15 protein-coding genes are annotated in these 16,457 nt (G+C 67.4%); 4 read left to right on the top strand and 11 right to left on the bottom strand.

What is annotated here, in order from left to right:
* Positions 1-976: 976 nt before the first annotated feature.
* Positions 977-1,132: an HNH endonuclease signature motif containing protein gene (locus AB0958_RS35040; RefSeq protein ID WP_366894509.1), complete on the top strand. Its 156-nt coding sequence runs from the start codon at positions 977-979 to the stop codon at positions 1,130-1,132.
* A 121-nt stretch (positions 1,133-1,253) separates the two neighbouring features.
* Here the strand turns inward: AB0958_RS35040 and AB0958_RS35035 are convergent, their stop codons facing one another.
* Positions 1,254-1,955 carry a hypothetical protein gene (locus AB0958_RS35035; RefSeq protein ID WP_366894505.1) on the bottom strand — a complete coding sequence of 234 codons (702 nt, stop codon included), beginning with the start codon at positions 1,953-1,955 and terminating at the stop codon, positions 1,254-1,256.
* Positions 1,956-2,556: 601 nt separating this feature from the next.
* On the opposite strand from AB0958_RS35035, the gene AB0958_RS35030 reads away from it, so the two are divergent.
* Positions 2,557-3,729, top strand: coding sequence for a phage major capsid protein (locus tag AB0958_RS35030; RefSeq protein WP_366894504.1), 1,173 nt, complete (start codon positions 2,557-2,559; stop codon positions 3,727-3,729).
* A 1,332-nt stretch (positions 3,730-5,061) separates the two neighbouring features.
* On the opposite strand, the gene AB0958_RS35025 is transcribed toward AB0958_RS35030, so the two are convergent.
* From AB0958_RS35025 to AB0958_RS35005, 5 genes are all read right to left on the bottom strand, one after another.
* Positions 5,062-5,895, bottom strand: a complete 834-nt coding sequence (locus tag AB0958_RS35025; RefSeq protein ID WP_033280179.1) for a helix-turn-helix transcriptional regulator — start codon at positions 5,893-5,895, stop codon at positions 5,062-5,064.
* A complete protein-coding gene (locus AB0958_RS35020; RefSeq protein WP_366894503.1) occupies positions 5,885-6,406 on the bottom strand; it encodes a DUF6879 family protein in 522 nt (173 codons plus the stop codon). Before AB0958_RS35020 ends, AB0958_RS35025 begins: the two co-directional genes overlap by 11 nt.
* On the bottom strand, positions 6,390-6,596 hold the full coding sequence (locus AB0958_RS35015; protein WP_366894508.1) for a hypothetical protein: 207 nt from the start codon (positions 6,594-6,596) through the stop codon (positions 6,390-6,392). Before AB0958_RS35015 ends, AB0958_RS35020 begins: the two co-directional genes overlap by 17 nt.
* Before the next feature lie 454 nt (positions 6,597-7,050).
* Positions 7,051-7,698: a leucine efflux protein LeuE gene (gene leuE, locus AB0958_RS35010; RefSeq protein ID WP_366894502.1), complete on the bottom strand. Its 648-nt coding sequence runs from the start codon at positions 7,696-7,698 to the stop codon at positions 7,051-7,053.
* A 45-nt stretch (positions 7,699-7,743) separates the two neighbouring features.
* Positions 7,744-9,324 carry a methylmalonyl-CoA mutase family protein gene (locus tag AB0958_RS35005; RefSeq protein ID WP_366894501.1) on the bottom strand — a complete coding sequence of 527 codons (1,581 nt, stop codon included), beginning with the start codon at positions 9,322-9,324 and terminating at the stop codon, positions 7,744-7,746.
* Positions 9,325-9,423: 99 nt separating this feature from the next.
* Here AB0958_RS35005 and AB0958_RS35000 point away from each other — a divergent pair, with 99 nt between their 5' ends.
* Positions 9,424-10,257 (top strand): L,D-transpeptidase family protein, encoded by an 834-nt coding sequence (locus AB0958_RS35000; protein WP_366894500.1) that lies wholly within the window; start codon positions 9,424-9,426, stop codon positions 10,255-10,257.
* 249 nt (positions 10,258-10,506) lie between these two features.
* On the opposite strand, the gene AB0958_RS34995 is transcribed toward AB0958_RS35000, so the two are convergent.
* The 3 genes from AB0958_RS34995 to AB0958_RS34985 form a co-directional block, all read right to left on the bottom strand.
* Entirely contained in the window at positions 10,507-11,574 is a 1,068-nt protein-coding gene (locus AB0958_RS34995; RefSeq protein ID WP_366894499.1) for a hypothetical protein, read from the bottom strand.
* Positions 11,574-12,236, bottom strand: coding sequence for an RNA polymerase sigma factor (locus AB0958_RS34990; protein WP_366894498.1), 663 nt, complete (start codon positions 12,234-12,236; stop codon positions 11,574-11,576). Before AB0958_RS34990 ends, AB0958_RS34995 begins: the two co-directional genes overlap by 1 nt.
* 342 nt (positions 12,237-12,578) lie before the next feature.
* Entirely contained in the window at positions 12,579-14,252 is a 1,674-nt protein-coding gene (locus AB0958_RS34985; RefSeq protein ID WP_366894497.1) for a CocE/NonD family hydrolase, read from the bottom strand.
* A 94-nt stretch (positions 14,253-14,346) separates the two neighbouring features.
* Here AB0958_RS34985 and AB0958_RS34980 point away from each other — a divergent pair, with 94 nt between their 5' ends.
* Positions 14,347-15,063 (top strand): TetR/AcrR family transcriptional regulator C-terminal domain-containing protein, encoded by a 717-nt coding sequence (locus AB0958_RS34980; protein ID WP_366894496.1) that lies wholly within the window; start codon positions 14,347-14,349, stop codon positions 15,061-15,063.
* Between the two features lie 260 nt (positions 15,064-15,323).
* Here AB0958_RS34980 and AB0958_RS34975 read toward each other — a convergent pair whose 3' ends face one another.
* Both AB0958_RS34975 and AB0958_RS34970 read right to left on the bottom strand, forming a co-directional pair.
* On the bottom strand, positions 15,324-15,704 hold the full coding sequence (locus AB0958_RS34975; RefSeq protein ID WP_366894495.1) for a hypothetical protein: 381 nt from the start codon (positions 15,702-15,704) through the stop codon (positions 15,324-15,326).
* Positions 15,705-15,844: 140 nt separating this feature from the next.
* Positions 15,845-16,402, bottom strand: coding sequence for a hypothetical protein (locus AB0958_RS34970; protein ID WP_366894494.1), 558 nt, complete (start codon positions 16,400-16,402; stop codon positions 15,845-15,847).
* Between the last annotated feature and the right edge of the window lie 55 nt (positions 16,403-16,457).

Genomic DNA, 16,457 nt, shown 5'->3' with positions numbered 1-16,457 from the left:
AAGGTACGACAAGTTGGCGGTCCGCTACGAGGCGACCGTGCTGGTCGCAGCCATCAACGAATGGCTATGACCAGCACATTTGAAACGCACCCTAGCGGTGAAGGAACCTTGCATCCCTCCCCCCTGGCGAAGTCAAAGGCATCGTTTAAACGCCCTTCCTTGAAACCGCCAGGGGCGCGACGGTAGACATGCCAGGACGCAACCAGAATCCGGGGAGCATGTGACGATCAGCTTTGGACCGGGCGCCCCGTGGGGCGCCATCTCTCAAAAAGACTGCCGAGCGAAAGCCCGAGACCCACTGATCAAGCCGCTTGCCGTGCGCGTGTACTTCGCAGCCCTTGGCTGGGGCAATCAGGTTGGGCACGCTGAGTTCGCCGAGGGCGCCCTAGCTTCGATCCTGGCCGTAGCGAACGGCCAGACGCTCACCAGGCAGGCCGTACAGAAGGGCATAGCTTCGGCTAAAGGCATGGCCTTGATAGCTCCCGAGTCGGGCGCACGCTGCCTTGTACTACCTCGGCACCACTTCCAGAAGAGCGGGCTTGGTTCGGGGTCCTGCCGAGTGCACGCGCTACGCACTGCCGCGTAACCCAACCACGGTTACCGGGTAGCCCCGTGACGGTTACCCACCCTTCTCTCACCTGCGGAAACTTACGCTTCCTCTCTATCTCTTCAAGTCATCCCCTGGCCGAAGAACGGAGGCCAGGCAGAGAGAACTACTAAGGGCACCCCGTCGAGGGTGCCCTATCCGTTTCAAGTTAGATGCGCCCCCTCCAAGGGGCGCTCTCCAATGGAGTAGCTATACCTATGTCTATGTGTAGCCGCTGCAAGCGGCTCTACCTTCTAGGCTCGCGATGCGAGCAGTGTTCCTTGGTCGGAGCGAAGCGACGAGAGCAGAAGAGAAAGCACACGCGCCCCTCTCGGTGGGCGCGGGGATACAACACCCAATACCTGAAGGCTAGAGCCGCGATCCTCGCGGATAACCCTCTCTACTTTATCTGAAATTCGCAGCCGGCCTCGACGGCTGACGGCTGATCAAATTGTTCCGCTCAGCCGAGGCGGAACGAATGACATAGAGAACCTTCGCCCGGCCTGCGGGCCGTGCAACTTCAGCCGAGGCAATAGAACGCCCTAGGAGCAAGCCTGGCCGAGGGGTGAAGGCTGGATCTCGAAGTAAGAGAGGCACCTTAGTGGGGCGACCCCTACCAAGCTAAATACTTGCATCAAGGTTAGAGATCGGCCGAGGGCCTTGACCTTTAATCGGTGGAACTCTCGCCTGTATTCCCTTCCACTGTTCGCTCTGCTTGCCTCCGCTTGAGTTCCGTACGCAAATCACGCCGAGACTCCTCTAGCATTTTAGCAATCTTTCGTAGGGCCTCAGCAGCATCGGACATGCCGTACTCGGTGGGTGAAAGCAGGCTGTAGCGAATAGACAGATCGAGGATGTAAGTCAACGGCTCCTGCGCCCTGCCGTGGGCATCCTCGAAACGAACTGTAGCGGTGTACTTCATGGGCAACCCCGATTCACGACGTTCGGGGGCTCCATCGAATAGCGCAGTGATTCGCTTCCTTGGCGGAAGCGACGGGATTCCCTCGGTAATGAGCGGAGCGTCCTTCAACGGATACCCGTACTGGTCGAATGTCGTTGCAAATGGAGGATCGACGACGATCTTGACGTTCCTCGCGAGTGTCTGCCCCATGTTCTCAACGACAAAGTCGATGCCTTGCCTCATCACCGGATTGTCGGCGAAGTCGACAACGACGAAGGGTTGAGCCTGCTCTTCTCTCAACTGCCGAGCCAAGTCAACTTGCTGCTTCGCGTACAGCGCGGCAGCCAGGGCGATACCAACGGTAAAGATGGTGAAGATCGCCGTGGCGACCGTCGCAGCGGCAGACCAGTCTTCCGGAGTCCATGCTCCCAAGTTGATGGCGAGTAGCTGCTGATGCGCGGTTGTCATGCGCGCAGGCTAGTACAAGTCTCTTTGCCTTGCAGGGCCCTTCTCTGATCTTTCATGGCGGCGCTTTGCGCTGTACGTCAGGGGGAGGGGGGATCTGAAGCTTTTTTGGGATCACTTTCCGCACCCGCGTCTTTCCCTCCCCGTGAACGCGCGGGGGTTAGCCGGATCTTGTGGGACCGATAGGCGGTCCGCAACTCGGCCGAGGCATTCCGAGGCTTTCAGAAAGACGAACTGGCTAGCGCGTTAGGTGTCGCACCACCTAACGGTTCTTCTACTCATGAAAGAACAACCCCGAAGAGGCATGGGACATGAACAACACAGTCACGCTAACGTGCCGCGCTTGTGGGAGGCCCTTCGATATCGAGTACGGACCCGGCCGACATCGCACCCGATATTGCGGCCTTCCCTGTAAAAACCTAGCTCGGCGCAATGCGCGTCGAGACCGCTTCATGGAACGCGTAGAGCAACAGCGCGCGGCTCGCGCTGAAGATGCTCTAGCGAACTAACAGAACTACAGACACAACAAAGCCGCCCCACCCACTTCCGGGTGCAGGGCGGCTTTTTCATGGCCGCTTCCGGCCAAGACCTCTAAGGAATGCCAATGACTGACTGCCCTCCCCGGTTCAAGGCTCACGCTAAGGCCGCTCTGGAGAAGCGTGCGAACCTCGTTGCCGAGATGCGCGCCGTGCGGGACGACGCGAACCTTTCGGACGCCGAGAAGCGAGAGCGCATCGAGCGTCTCGACGTTGATATCAACGGTTACGAGGCCGAGGCCCGAGATGCTGTCGAGCGCGGTGAGCGGGAAGCCGAGGTTCGGTCTCTGGGTTCGCGCGCTGGCGGTCTGTTCGCGCCGACCGGCAACCGGCATCAGGACAAGGGGGATTCGTGGCGCGGCCTGATGCCGTCCGCGAACGAGTACCGAGAACTCATCGCCGAGAATTCTCCGAGCAGTGGTGGCTATACGGTGCCGTCCGAGACGGCTTCCAAGTACGTAGACGCGCTAAAGGCTAACTCGACCTTCCTCCGGGGTCTCCCTGCCGACAGCATAGTCCCGTTCAATTCGGATACCTTCTCGGTTCCGCAGCTTGTCTCTTCTACTGGCGGTGATTACGTAGAAGAGGGCCAGACCATCCCCGAAGGAGAAATGGTCTGGGGTGAGGTTAAGTTCGAGGCTAAGAAGATCGGCCGCATTCAGTGGGCCAGTTCCGAGGTGCTCGAAGACAGTGCCGTGAATCTGCGCAACGTCATTGCTGGCAACCTTCTTCGTGACGCTAGCCTCAAGTTCGATGCCGACGCGTTTACCGGTTCGGGGACGAACCCTATCAGGGGAATTCTTTCTCAAGGTGTCTCTACGACTCTCGGAGCGGGCAAGGTCACTGTCACCTACGACGACCTGGCCGACGCCGTTGCCCGGATCGAGTCTATGAACGGAACGCCTTCGGTCGTATGGGCTTCCGTTGATATGGCAGCGGCTCTCCGAAAGGAAAAGGCCGCTGGTTCTGGCACCTACCAGGGTGGCTCTCCGGTTGACTCTCCCGCTTCGACTGCATGGGGTCTGCCAATCCTTCCGAGTGCCTTCCTGCCGCCCAAGACCGTGGCGGTGGCTGATGGCTCGCGCATCATGGTTGGCATTCGCCGCAATGCCTCGGTGAAGGTTTCCGAGGACGCTCGATTCGATTCCGACCAGATTGGGTTCCGCCTCATTATGCGAGTCGCTGGCGTTTCCCTCGCCGAGACTTCGTCGGCGCAGATCATGAAGGCTGCCGCTAGCTAAGCGGCTGACAGTGCGGGGAACGGGGTTTGATTGCTCCGTTCCCCGCAATCTGAGAAGGAATATTACTCGGGGGAAAGGTTATAGAGTGAGGACACCGCTCGATGAGATCATGATGTTGTCTATCCCGGTTATCGAGACTGGCTGTCGAGTCTGGAAAGGGAAGATCACGGCGCAGGGTGAGCCCGTTTTTGGGCGCGGCCGTGAAACTCTAGTGAAGAGATATCTCACGGCGAAGAAGTACCGTGGGCCGATCATTGCGAACACCTTCGAGAACCGGTGCGGGAACCAGCTCTGCATCACAGTGACTCACCTGGTCTTGCCCGATCGGCGCTGTTCCAAGAGATCACTTAAAGACCACTAAAAATTCAGGGGTACCCCGAGCCGGCTCGGGGTACCCCTGCTTTTTCGTTTCACCCGAGAGGGCTTCGGATCATTCATCTTGCAGATATGCAGAAGCCCCGCCCGAACGCCACGGGGGACGACGTTCGGACGGGGCAGTTCTCGGGCGTTCTGATCAGTGCGAGGCTCGTTCTGGTGTGCTCTGGGCACGCAGCTCAGCTCTACTTCAAAACCTATACCCGGTGACGCGCCCGCCCGCGCACTGAGTGCACCGGACTTTTTCCCGGCCGTTGCAGATGCCACATCCACCGAATCCACCGCACGCAGGGCACCAGACTTCACGGCTCCCGAAACACTCTCCACAGATCGCGGATACGCCGTTCAACCATTCGATAATGGAAGGGCGGCCATTGTCGTAGCCCCGCCGACCAGCCCTCGGCTTTTCTGGTGCCGTAGCCATGACCTAGCCGCCGTGCGCGCATTGTCGAATCCTGCGGGCCGCCTCGAAGCGAGCGGAGGCGTCACCGGCCTTCTTGGCCGCCGTCAATTCAGCAAGAGACTCCGCGCATTGGTGGCACCCTTCGCGCGGCTTGGCTTCATACAACCAATCGTCTAGGGGTAGGTCGACGGCCTCACTCGGGTAGCTAGGTGGCCTCATACGGGCACCCCCCACACCGTCGCCATGGGAAGCTCTCTCCCTTGGCCCACGCCGCTGTGCGGATGGTTGCTGATCTGCTGATTGGCACTCGCCACAGCTTCCGGCACGCCTGCTTCGCGGGCCACTTCTCGTGAATTCCCGAGGGCTGCGCACGTCATGCACCCCTCGACCCCGACAGGTTCAAGTCCGGGGATGCTCCTCGCTACTGGTCCGGAACTGGATTCAGCCTCCGACTTGTCCTTAAGCATCGATCGCCCCTCGGCTCCACGTCTGTCATGTAATGGTGCCGCGAAGCGTGCAGTCGAACGAGTTTTATTCGCGTTGTCGGGTAGGAATCATGAGCGGAACCTATCGGCCCACTCGGACAGCCGTTCCCTGCATTGGTCCCCGAACAGGGCCAAGCCTTCATATACGGCAAACTCATCTAGGTATGCCGATACATCCCGGTGGTCCCTGAAAACCATGGCACCCGTTTGCGTCTCGACGGTCACAATCCGCGTGTCATATACGGTGAATGTGTTCAGCGGCCCCACCGGCATATGACCTTCAAGCGGGATGACTCCGAGACGGATATTTGGCAGCAAGGAAATCGATGCCAGTCGGTCAACCTGCATGGCCATGGCTGCCGGGGGCAGGAATGGCCATCTAACGGCCTGCTCAGTGAGAATGAATGTGAACCGTTTCGGCGTATCGTATAGAACTGCCTGTCGCTCTAGTTTCTTGGCAATCGCCTTACTGTGGTCCCCAGGGATGTGGGCGAGACTCGCCCTCACGTACTCGGGCGTCGCTAGTAGCCCGGTAATCATTGACAACAGGAAGTATCGGAATTCTGTGGACGACTGCTCGAACCCGGCTAGCTCGTTCTGCTTCTTCTCTAGACCTGTTCGACGCTGATTCCAAACGTCTTGCCATTCACTGTTTGCGTTACGCGCCAGGGACGCGACTCGTGAAACGAGTTCCGGAGGTGCGTCCAAGGCTCTTAGAATTAGTTCAACATCAACTAGGGTGGGAGTTAGTTTCCCTCCTTCAATATTACTGATCTTTGTTTGACTCATGTTGCATAGCCGAGCGAGCCGGGTCTGTGTGATCCCGGCTCGCTTTCGGAGCATCTTGAGAGTGTCGGCTAGGTCCGCCTTGGACTGCCCCATCTCCTCTGGCTCAAACGTCAAGACCCTTCACGTACTCCTCAAAAGGCACCGACGCGGTCAGTGCAATGCGCTGATATCCGAGGTACCGCGCCACGTCGCCCTCGTACAATTCCCGGCCGATCTGCGTGCCGTCGTCCTCATAGTTCATGAGGACGACTTCCTTTTTGTCGAACATCCAGAAGTCTTGGACGCCCGCCAGAGGATTTTCCCGATCGGTCACGTCCATGATTCGAATGTCTTCTCCGGCCCATACGTGCGGCCGGTAATACATGAACTCGTACCGAAGGTATGTCGTTAGAGGGCGAGTCACGATGTGTACGCGCCCCTTGCTCTTTCCTTCCCGACGCACCCTCTTGAGGTCTTCTGTGTAGGAGTTCGAGTGCGTGTGGGGGTCGATTCGATCACCCGCCAGAAAGGCCCGAATCTCTTCCTCTTCTTGAGGGACCCTGTATTCGGGCAGGGTCTCCAGGCGCCATGCTTCGCTTTGGAAGTCCCGGAACTTGGCTTGCCACGCTTCACCATCCAAGAGCACGAACAGCCTCCCTGAGTACCGATTCCGGGATCTCCACCAGGGCCTCACCCTGCGGAGGCTTGAAAGCCTCGGACAGGTCGCCCTGGACGATGATGGAGCCGCTTGCGGTTCGGTACACGTTGGGGCAGTCGTTCTGATTGCACTCACCGTTGCCGTTGCCGGTAAGGCGGGTCAGTTCTTCGCGGGCCATGCCGAAACCCCCTTGTGTCTGGCCCCAGTTGGGGCCCTTGAACACGACCGTACGGGGGTCGCTCATGGTCGTCTATGCGGCATCGCCAATATTCGCGTTGTCGGGTATTGGCAGGTGGGCGCGCGGGGGCTCACGCGGTCCGAGAAAGGCATGGGCACGTACGGCCTGCGGCCGGGGAGCGGGACGCCCAACGCGGGGCCTATGGGGCTGGCAGCAAAGCCTCTGAGAACTCAGGACGCCTCAGGACCACTCACAGCCGTGACGGTGAGTGGCTGTCGCTTCCGCCTGCTGGGCGTGCTGGCAAGGGCAGAGAACGGGGTGACCTTGGGGGGCTCCTGGGACTCCTTGGGGAGCCTCTTGGGCAGGCCGAGGGCTCCCAGTGCCTCATGCTGCTCTTGGAGGCTCATGCGGGCGAACAGGGCCGCAGCATCGTCAAGTTGAGACATGTCAGCCCCTACACGCTTGCCAGAGACAGCTTGACGGCGAACCCCAGGAAGAGCACCCCGGCGGCCGAGGTGGCCCCTGCGCTGAGCGTCCTCCGGCGACGGAACGCGGCAGCCAGACGAGACCCGCCGAAGATGAGCGCGGACAGGTACAACACGCTTGCCAACTGGGCGAGTACGCCCAAGGTCAGGAAGCCCACGACCGGGTTGGATTCCGACACGAACTGCACGAAGAAGGCGACGAAGAACAGGATCGCCTTGGGGTTGAAGAGACTGATCACCAGCGCGCGCCGGTACGGCCGCTCCTGCCCGGGCGCGACGGCAGGCGCCGCCTGTGCGACCGCGCGCAGCCTCCGGTCCCGCCACATCCCCCAGGCCGCCCGCAGCATCCCGACCGCCAGCCACGTCAGATAACCGGCGCCCGCGTACTTCACGATCCCGAACAGCACGGCGTTCGCCTTGAGCAGCGAGGCCACCCCGGCCGCCGACAGCGTCATCAGCACGGTGTCCCCGCACCACACCCCCGCGGCGGCCGTGTAACCGGCCCGGACCCCTCGCCGGGCGGCGACGGACAGCACGTACAGCGAGTTGGGGCCGGGCAGCAGGACGATCAGGGCGAGTCCTGCCAGGTAGGTGGGGAGATCGATGACACCGAACATGGCAAGCAGTGTCGCACGGGGTGACGACAACACCTCCGCCGCTGGTCAGAAGGTGTCCGTGGGGACGTGCACGCCCCACACCGAGCGCAGCGCGTCGCACACCTCGCCGACCGTCGCGCGGGCGCGCAGCGCCTCACGCAGCGGGGGCAGGACGTTGCCGTCGCCCTCGGCGGTCCTCCTCAGGGCACCGAGGGCGGCGGCGACGGCCCGCCCGTCCCGTTCGGCACGCAGCCGCGCGAGCCGCTCGGTCTGCCGGCGTTCGGCGGCGGGGTCGACGCGCAGGGGTTCGTAGGGTTCCTCCTCGTCGAGACGGAACCGGTTGACTCCGATCACCACCCGCTCGCCCGCGTCGGTCTCCTGCGCGATCCGATACGCGTTGCGCTCGATCTCGCCCTTCTGGAACCCCCGCTCGATCGCCGCCACCGCACCCCCCAGCTCCTCCACCCGCCCCATCAACGCCACCACCGCCTCCTCCACCTCGTCCGTCAACCGCTCCACCGCGTACGACCCCGCGAACGGATCCACCGTCGCCGTCACATCCGTCTCCCACGCCAGCACCTGCTGCGTCCGCAACGCGAGGCGCGCACTGCGCTCCGACGGCAACGCCAACGCCTCGTCGAACGCGTTCGTGTGCAACGACTGCGTGCCCCCCAGCACCGCCGCAAGCCCCTGCACCGCCACCCGCACCAGATTCACCTCCGGCTGCTGCGCCGTCAGCTGCACCCCCGCCGTCTGCGTGTGAAACCGCAGCATCCACGACCTCGGGTCCCGCGCACCGAACTCCTCCCGCATCACCCGCGCCCAGATCCTGCGCGCCGCACGGAACTTCGCCACCTCCTCCAGCAACGCCGTCCGCGCCACGAAGAAGAACGACAACCGCGGCGCGAACTCGTCCACCCCCATCCCCGCCGCCACCGCCGCCCGCACGTACTCGATCCCGTCCGCCAGCGTGAACGCCACCTCCTGCACCGGCGACGCCCCCGCTTCCGCCATGTGATACCCCGACACCGAAATCGTGTTCCACCGCGGAATCTCCGCCCGGCAGTACGCGAACACATCCGCCACCAGCCGCAACGACGCACGCGGCGGAAAAATGTACGTCCCCCGCGCGATGTACTCCTTGAGCACGTCGTTCTGCACCGTCCCCCGCAACGCCCCCGCCGCCACCCCCTGCTCCTCCGCCACCAACTGGTACAACAGCAACAACACCGCCGCCGGAGCATTGATCGTCATCGACGTCGACACCTCACCCAGCGGAATCCCCGCGAACAACACCCGCATGTCGTCCAGCGAGTCGACCGCCACCCCCACCCTCCCCACCTCACCACGCGCCACCACCGCGTCCGAGTCGTAGCCCATCTGCGTCGGCAGATCGAACGCCACCGACAGCCCCGTCGTCCCCTGCCCGATCAACCGCCGATACCGCGCATTCGACTCCACCGCCGTACCGAACCCCGCATACTGCCGCATCGTCCACACCCGCCCCCTGTACATCGACGGATGCACACCGCGCGTGTAGGGGTACGACCCCGGGTCGCCGAGCTTCTCGGCCGGGTCCCAGCCCGTCAGGGCCGCCGGGCCGTAGACCGGTTCGATGGGCAGTCCCGACTCCGACTCTCGGGCCATGGTGGGTGACCTCCGCGTTGCGCCAGTGGGCCGGTGCGTCCGTCACTTCCCACCATGCTCCCTCGTTCGGCGGCGGTCACGCGGGGAAGCATCCACGGCATGAGGGTCTCCGGGTACGCAGGGATCGTGGCCGTCGCGCTCGCCGTGCTGTGCGGGTGCACCGTGCAGCCGCCGGACGGCGGGGACGGCAAGGGACACGCGCCCGTCCGCGTCGAACGTCCGCAGGGCACCCCAGGCGGCCGGAGCGCACCGGACGGGACCGCCGCGGTGCCCACCCCGTCCGCCGTCGAGACCGTCCCGCCGCACATCGTCCACACCCGCGGCGACACCGGCACCGGCGTCCGCGAGCTCCAGGCCAGGCTGCGCCAGGTCGCCTGGCTGTACGACGGGCCCACGGGGACGTACGACGACCTCACCGCGCAGGCGGTCGCGGGGTTCCAGGGCCGGCGCGGGCTGCCCCGGACGGGTGAGACCGACGCCGTGACCTGGCGGCGGCTGGTGGCGATGACGCACAGACCCGGGAAGTGGGAGCTGTACCTGATGGGCGGTCAGCCGGCCGCCGCGCCCGACGCGCGGTGCCTGACCGGGCGGGTGCTGTGCATCAGCAAGACCAGCCGGACGCTGCGCTGGATGATCGACGGGCGCACGGTGTCGACGATGTCGGTGCGGTTCGGGACCCAGTACACGCCCACCCGTGAGGGTGTGTTCCACGTCTACTGGAAGTCACGCGACCACTACTCGACCCTTTACCACTCCCCCATGCCGTACGCGATGTTCTTCAGCGGCGGCCAGGCGGTGCACTACTCGTACGACTTCGCGGCCCGGGGCTACGCGGGAGGCTCGCACGGGTGCGTCAACGTGCGGGACGAGGCGGCGGTCGCGGACCTGTTCGCGCAGGTACGGCGCGGCGACAAGGTCGTCGTCTCCTGGTGAGGCGCGCGGCGAGGGAGATTCGGGGCGCGGGCGGGACCGGGGGAACGTGTCCCGCCCGCGCCAATGCACGAGCCGCAGGTACGGGGGGAACCCCGGCTCTGTGCGACGGCCGATGACCAGTCGGCTCACTCAGTACTGCGTCCCGGCCGCCGAAAACGTCACACCCTGCGGGAAAAAAGTTCAGCGACTTTCAAAACCGCAGGTCACAGCGTTCCACAAAGGTATGCGAGGGCGCTCGCCCGGCAGCGGTCAGAGCGCGCTGTACGTCGGCGCGGGCAGGCTGACGGGCTGGTCGGGCGCCAGGGGCGCGAAGCCCGTCGGGACGGGTGAGGTCACGCCGTCCTGGTGGGGATCGTTGCCACCCCCACCACCCCCGCCGCCCGGACCGAAGCCCTTGCCGCCACCCCGGCCGGACCGGCCGTCGCCGTCACCGCCCTGACCGTTGCCGCCGCCCTTGCCGTCGCTGCGGCCGCCCCGGCCGCCGGCGTTACCCCTGTCGTCGCCCCCGACGCCGTTGCCGTCCCCGTCGCCGTCGGTCCGGCCGCCGAGGACGGTTCTGCAGAACGCGTCGACCCGTCCGGAGCCGCCCGCGAAACCCTCCAGGCTGCGTCTGCGGCCGGTGCCCAGCGGCTTGCCGTCCCGGAGGGCACGGCAGGAGGCGAGCGCACCGCGCCACCGGTTCCCCGGGGTGGCCGCCGAACCGGTGTCCCGCTCCTTCGGCCGGCCGGACGCCCCGGCCGAGGAGCGCCCGGCGCCGGCGGACGGGGTGCCGGTGCGGGGCGCGCCGGTCTCGCCGCCGAGCAGCGACTCGGCCGAGGGCGAGCCCTGCGGGCGCTGCGGGGAAGCGGTGGCGGAGACGGAGGCGGCCGGTCCGGGCCGGTTGTCGTCGAACGGGGTCCGGAGCACACCGGTGCCGGCGGCGACCGCGACCCCGCCGAGCATGCCGGCGGCCAGCGCGGCGGCGAGGCCGAGCCGCGCGGGGCGGGCCCAGCGGGGGGCGCGGGACGGCCGACGGCCCGCGCCGCCGAGGCGGAACAGGCCCGCGTCGGCGCCCTGCCCGGCCGCGCCCGGCCGCCAGGCCGCGTCGGTCCGCTCCTCCTCGGCGGATTCGCGCGCTTTGCGGAAGGCAGCCACCGCGGCTTCCTCGCCGGGGAGTTCGGTGTCGGCCGCCGTGGCGCGCGCGGACAGCGCGCCGAGCCGTGCGGCCAGGCATTCTGCCTGGTCACGGGCGGATTCGTCGACGGCTTCGAGTGACTCACCGCGCAGCAGACGTTCCGCCGTCTCCCGGTTCAGCCACGTGTACTGCTCGTCGGCCATCACATGTCCTTCTGCGTCCGCGAACGCGTATGCGTCACACTGGCGGACGTCACCGCACGATCTTTCGGTTCTCGCTGGGGCGGCAGCCCCTCCAGGACGCCCGCCGCCTCAGGGTCCGCGCCGAGCAGCTCAGCGAGTTTCCGCAGCCCCCGGTGGGCCGCCGTCCGGACCGCGCCCGCGCGTTTGCCGAGGGTCTCCGCGGCGGTCTTGGCGTCGAGGCCCATGACGACCCTGAGGACCACCGCCTCGGCCTGGTCCTGGGGCAGCCGGGCGATGAGCGAGAGGGTGGAGTCGGTGGTGAGCGCCTCGATGGCCTCACCCGCGGTGTCGGACTCGGCGGCCCGGCCGGCCAGTTCCGTCTCGTCGCCGCCGATCGCGGGGCGCCGGCCGCGCATCCGTATGTGGTCGAGGGCGCGGTTGCGGGCGATCCGGGCGGCCCAGCCGCGGAAGCGGTCCGCGTCGCCGCTGAACCGGTCGAGGTCACGAGCGATCTGCAGCCAGGCCTCGGAGGCGACGTCCTCGGCGTCCGGGTCACCGACCAGCGTGCGGACGTATCCGAGCAGGCGCGGCTGCACCGCGCGGTAGACGATGCGGAACGCGGTCTCGTCCCCGTCCTGTGCCGCGCGCACCGCGGCGGTCAGCTCCGCGTCGTCCCCCAGCACCCGATACCTACTTTGCGCCCGAACCGGCGCCGCTCTCGCGGTCGTGGTTCTCGCTGTCGTGGTTCCTCAATTGATGGTTGCGGTGGTCGGGACGCGGATGGTTGCGGTGGTCATGCGTCGTCCGCGGCCCGGCGCGAACTGCACGTTACGTGCTGAATCCGTTCCCCGTCCATGTCAGTACAAGATGCAACCAACACGTGACACCTCGAGGTGTGACAGAAAACGCACTCATGACGCTGAACGGAGTACGGGCCGCCGCGCGGCCCGTACCACGCGACGGCCGGGGCCTCTCCTGTGGGGGGTGGCGGCTCCGGCCGTTGCTTCGGTGGGATCCCGCCGTCGCTACCCGTCCGCGAGCAGCAGTGCCGAGTCGGTGTGGAGGGTGAGGCGCACCGGTGTGAAGGTGGTGGCGTCCACCGGTGACTCCCCGGTGCCGGGGCTCCGCGCGAAGCGCGGATGGGCGCCCGCGCTGATCTGCCAGCGGATGCGGTGACCGACGGCGAACCTGTGGGCGGTCGAACTCATCGGCACGGTGATCCGCGACGGCTCCTGGCCGTCCGTCCGCAGGCGGCCCAGCCCGTCGCAGACGTTGACGGAGCGGCCTTGCGGGTCCACGTCGCACAGCCGGGTGAAGACGTCGGCATGACCGGTGTCCGTGGAGACGCTCAGCCGCGCCGAGACCGGCCCGAGGATGTCCACGGGCTCGGTCAGCGGGGGGCCGGTGAACGTCAGGACGTCCTCCCTCGCCTCCAGGCCGCGGTTGTCGCGAGGTCCGGCGGTCCGGGAGAGCAGCGGCCCGCCGAGGGACGGGGTGGGGTCGCCCGGGTCGTAGCGGAACGACGTCAGCGGGGCGCGGTCGGTGGGGGCCTGGCGGGTGAGGTGCCCCTGCGCGGTGGGGAACCAGGAGCCGACGGCCGAGGCCGGCGGCCAGTCGTCGAGGTCCCGCCAGGCGTTCTCGCCGCCCATGTGCACGCGCACCCAGCCGGGGCGCAGGCCGGAGGGGTCCGCGCACAGGTGGGCGCGCAGCCAGGCGAGGCTCTCGGTGAACACCTCGGGCCATCCCTGCTGAAGGGCGGAGGTGTGGGTCCAGGGGCCGACGAGCAGAGCGGTCTCGCATCCGGCCCGGCGCAGGCGGTCGTACTGTTCGAAGGTCTGGTCGGCCAGCGCGTCGTGCCATCCGGTGATCAGAGCCGTGGGCACCCGGAGCCGCTCCGCCACCTCCGCAAGGGAGGCGCCGTGCCAGTACGGGTCCATGGCGTCCGGGTGTGTCATCACGTCGTCCAGCCAGGGCACTTCGCCCCCCAGGGCCGACGCGTACGCCCCGCGCAGCGGCCGCGCGGTGGTCACCTCGCGCAGGCGCCGTTGCAGGCGCAGGGTCGCCTTCAGGAACGGCGCCATGCCCTGGTGCTGGTAGGTCATGCCCACGCCGACGGCGAGTGCGGTCTCCAGGCGCAGCGCACCGTCCGCGTGGAACAGGGCGTAGGGGTCGTGCAGGCCCACCTGGACCACCATCGCCTTCAGTTCCGGCGGCGGGTCCACGGCGAGGGCCCACTGCACGTAGCCCAGGTAACTGGGGCCGACGGTGCCGAGGGTGCCGTCGAACCAGGGCTGTTCGCGCAGCCAGGAGACGGTGGCCCGGCCGTCGGCGGGCTCGTTGCGCCACAGGTCGAACGCGCCCCCGGAGCCGCCGGTGCCGCGGCAGCTCTGCAGGACCACGTGGAAGCCCTGTTCGGCGAAGAGCAGGCCGTACATGGGGGACCACGGCAGGCCCCTGCCGTACGGCGAGCGCACCAGGAGGGTGGGGAAGTCGCCCTCGGCGCGCGGGAAGTAGTGGTCCGTGATCAGCGGGCTGCCGTCGGCGGCCGGCACCACCAGTCCCGGCTCCCACCCGGCATCGTGCAGCTTCGCGGGGAGACGGCGCCACGTCGCCCTCATCGTCCGGGCGGCCAGGGGCGGTTTCCGGGAAGGCGGTGCCCAGGCCGGCCTCGGCGCAGAACCGTGGGTGCGTGACGTCATCGTTCCCCTCCTTGATTTACGTACGGTGTACGAGAATAGGGGATGCTTCACTGATGTGCGCAAGGGCCGCCGGTCGAGGGAAGGAGCGTGGGCCATGCCCCGTGACGGAGGGGGCGCCGCCCCGGGCGTCGACCCCCAGCAGCTGTGGCTGGCCTCCGGAGGGCCGCGCAGAGGCCGCAGGCCCGCCTACAGCCGGGAGGCGATCACCGCGGCGGCCGTCGCCCTGGCGGACGCCGAGGGGCTCGAAGCGGTCACCATGCGCAAAGTCGCCGCACAGGTCGGAGCCGGCGTCATGTCGCTCTACAGCTACGCCCCCGACAAGGAGACGCTGCTGGACCTGATGGTCGACCACGTCAGCGGCGAGTTGCCGGTCACGGACCCGCCCACCGGCGACTGGCGCGCCGACCTGAAGGCCATCGCCCGCCTCCAGCGCGCCCACATGCTGCGGCACCCCTGGCTGCCCGCCGCCCTGGCCGGCCGGCGCAGTCCCGGGCCCCACACCCTGGCCTTCCTGGAACGCGCGCTCGCCGCCCTGCGGCCCACCCGGCTGGACGGCGCGGCGAAGCTGGAGATCTTCGCCCAGCTCACGGCCTTCGTGGCCGGGCACGTCGCCCACGAGGTCGCGCAGGCCACGGCCGCGCAGTCACCCGAGCGCACCGCGGCCGAGGCCCGCTACCTCGCCGCCGTCGCGGCGGACGGCCACCACCCGGAACTCGCCGAGGCCCTCTCCGCCCCCGCCCGCCCCCTCACCCCCGAAGCCACCTTCACCCGGTTCCTCAACCGCCTGATAGACGGCCTCGACACCGACTGATCCGCGCCACACCGCCCCACGTCTGCCCGTCCGCCCGTCCGCCCGTCTGCCCGCCCGCCCGTCAGGGCGCCGAGTCCTCGGGTCCGGGGTACGTTCCGGCGTCGGCTGTGGGACGGGGCCCGGTCCGTTTTCACGACCGCTCAGAAGCTGTGCACCGCGGCCCTGGCCGCCGACAGCGTCCGGTTCGGGATGCTCGCGGCGACGCCGCCGGTGACCAGGGAGACGGACGTCAGTTTTGCGCGGCTTTCGCCCACTCCCCGTCAGCCCACGGCGTCGCGGCACAGCAGGCGCAGCGAGCCGTGGCCGCCGTAGCAGCGCCGGGCCTCGTCGATCGGGTCCCAGAGCCGGCCGTCGGGGGTGCGGATCCAGTGGTCGCCGCCGGACGCCCACCACTCGGCGCCGGACTGCCGGGCGATCACCTCCCCGGCGTAGGCGCCGAGGCCGCGCAGCGTCTCCCGCACGGCGTCGTACGGCGCGCCCTCGCCGCGTATCTCCTCGATCATCCGGTCGACCCGCCACAGGCTCTGCGCCGAGTAGTCGAGCCGGATCCGCGCACCCTCGCGCATCACGGCCACCGCGTCCGCCGCCCACCGCACCGGCTTGGCGGCGGCGTGCGGCCTGGTCTGCTGCTCTGCTGTCACATGGTGGGCTGTCACATACTGAAGAGCGGGGCCGGCGGCGTTTTCGTCACCCGGATTATGGGCGCTTCGGCAACCGGTGCAGGACCCCCGCAAGTCCGCCGCAGCTCCGCCGCACGGCATGCACAGGAACCTCCCGGGGTTCAGCCGCGGCCGCGGGCCCGGCGCGACACCACCGCGCGCAGCACCCGGCGGCCCTCGGTGGAGACGTCCAGCGCCCGCCGCAGCCCGGCCGCGCCGTGTCCGGCGAGCAGTTCCAGCACCGTGACCTGGCGGCGCAGTTCGGCGGCGACCAGCGGGGACATGTCGTCGGTGCCGCCCTCGCGGCGGGTGTCGACCGAGGGCGCCGGGTCCGCGGCGGGGTCGAGGAGCCGGTGGATCCGCAGCGAGGCGACGGAACAGGCGTCCGCCCACAGCCGGATGCCGGGGGCGTCGGGCGCGTCGGGCGCGGCGTCGAGCATCCGGCGGGCGAGCGCCTCGACCTCGTCGCCACCGCCACCGCCACCGGCACCGGCGCCCAGGGAGCCGCGCGCCTTCTCCAGACCCGCGCTCCAGTCGGAGCCGTCGGCGAGGCTCGCCCACAGGGGGCGCAGCACCAGGTCGTCCCCGCCGAGCAGCGGCACGCACCGATCCAAACAGGCCAACCCGCTGACGGCGAGTCCGCGCTCATCGGCCTGCGCGATCAGCTCCACCAGGCTCATCCCACGCCTCCCACAGCGGTCCATACCAAGGCGCCGACCTTTACGGAGCCCGCAC

Source organism: Streptomyces sp. NPDC006655, assembly GCF_040703965.1.
Lineage (GTDB): Bacteria > Actinomycetota > Actinomycetes > Streptomycetales > Streptomycetaceae > Streptomyces.
The sequence above is the reverse complement of the archived record's forward strand: the minus strand, read 5'-3'. Positions and strand labels throughout refer to the sequence as shown.

What these genes read in the sequence shown, in the direction of transcription:
- AB0958_RS35005 (WP_366894501.1), bottom strand. Translation starts at nt 9,324, where the DNA reads ATGGCCCGAGAGTCGGAGTCGGGACTGCCCATCGAACCGGTCTACGGC.
- leuE (WP_366894502.1), bottom strand. Translation starts at nt 7,698, where the DNA reads ATGTTCGGTGTCATCGATCTCCCCACCTACCTGGCAGGACTCGCCCTG.
- AB0958_RS34985 (WP_366894497.1), bottom strand. Translation starts at nt 14,252, where the DNA reads ATGACGTCACGCACCCACGGTTCTGCGCCGAGGCCGGCCTGGGCACCG.
- AB0958_RS34995 (WP_366894499.1), bottom strand. Translation starts at nt 11,574, where the DNA reads ATGGCCGACGAGCAGTACACGTGGCTGAACCGGGAGACGGCGGAACGT.
- AB0958_RS34970 (WP_366894494.1), bottom strand. Translation starts at nt 16,402, where the DNA reads ATGAGCCTGGTGGAGCTGATCGCGCAGGCCGATGAGCGCGGACTCGCC.
- AB0958_RS35000 (WP_366894500.1), top strand. Translation starts at nt 9,424, where the DNA reads ATGAGGGTCTCCGGGTACGCAGGGATCGTGGCCGTCGCGCTCGCCGTG.
- AB0958_RS35015 (WP_366894508.1), bottom strand. Translation starts at nt 6,596, where the DNA reads ATGGCCCGCGAAGAACTGACCCGCCTTACCGGCAACGGCAACGGTGAG.
- AB0958_RS34980 (WP_366894496.1), top strand. Translation starts at nt 14,347, where the DNA reads ATGCCCCGTGACGGAGGGGGCGCCGCCCCGGGCGTCGACCCCCAGCAG.
- AB0958_RS35035 (WP_366894505.1), bottom strand. Translation starts at nt 1,955, where the DNA reads ATGACAACCGCGCATCAGCAGCTACTCGCCATCAACTTGGGAGCATGG.
- AB0958_RS35030 (WP_366894504.1), top strand. Translation starts at nt 2,557, where the DNA reads ATGACTGACTGCCCTCCCCGGTTCAAGGCTCACGCTAAGGCCGCTCTG.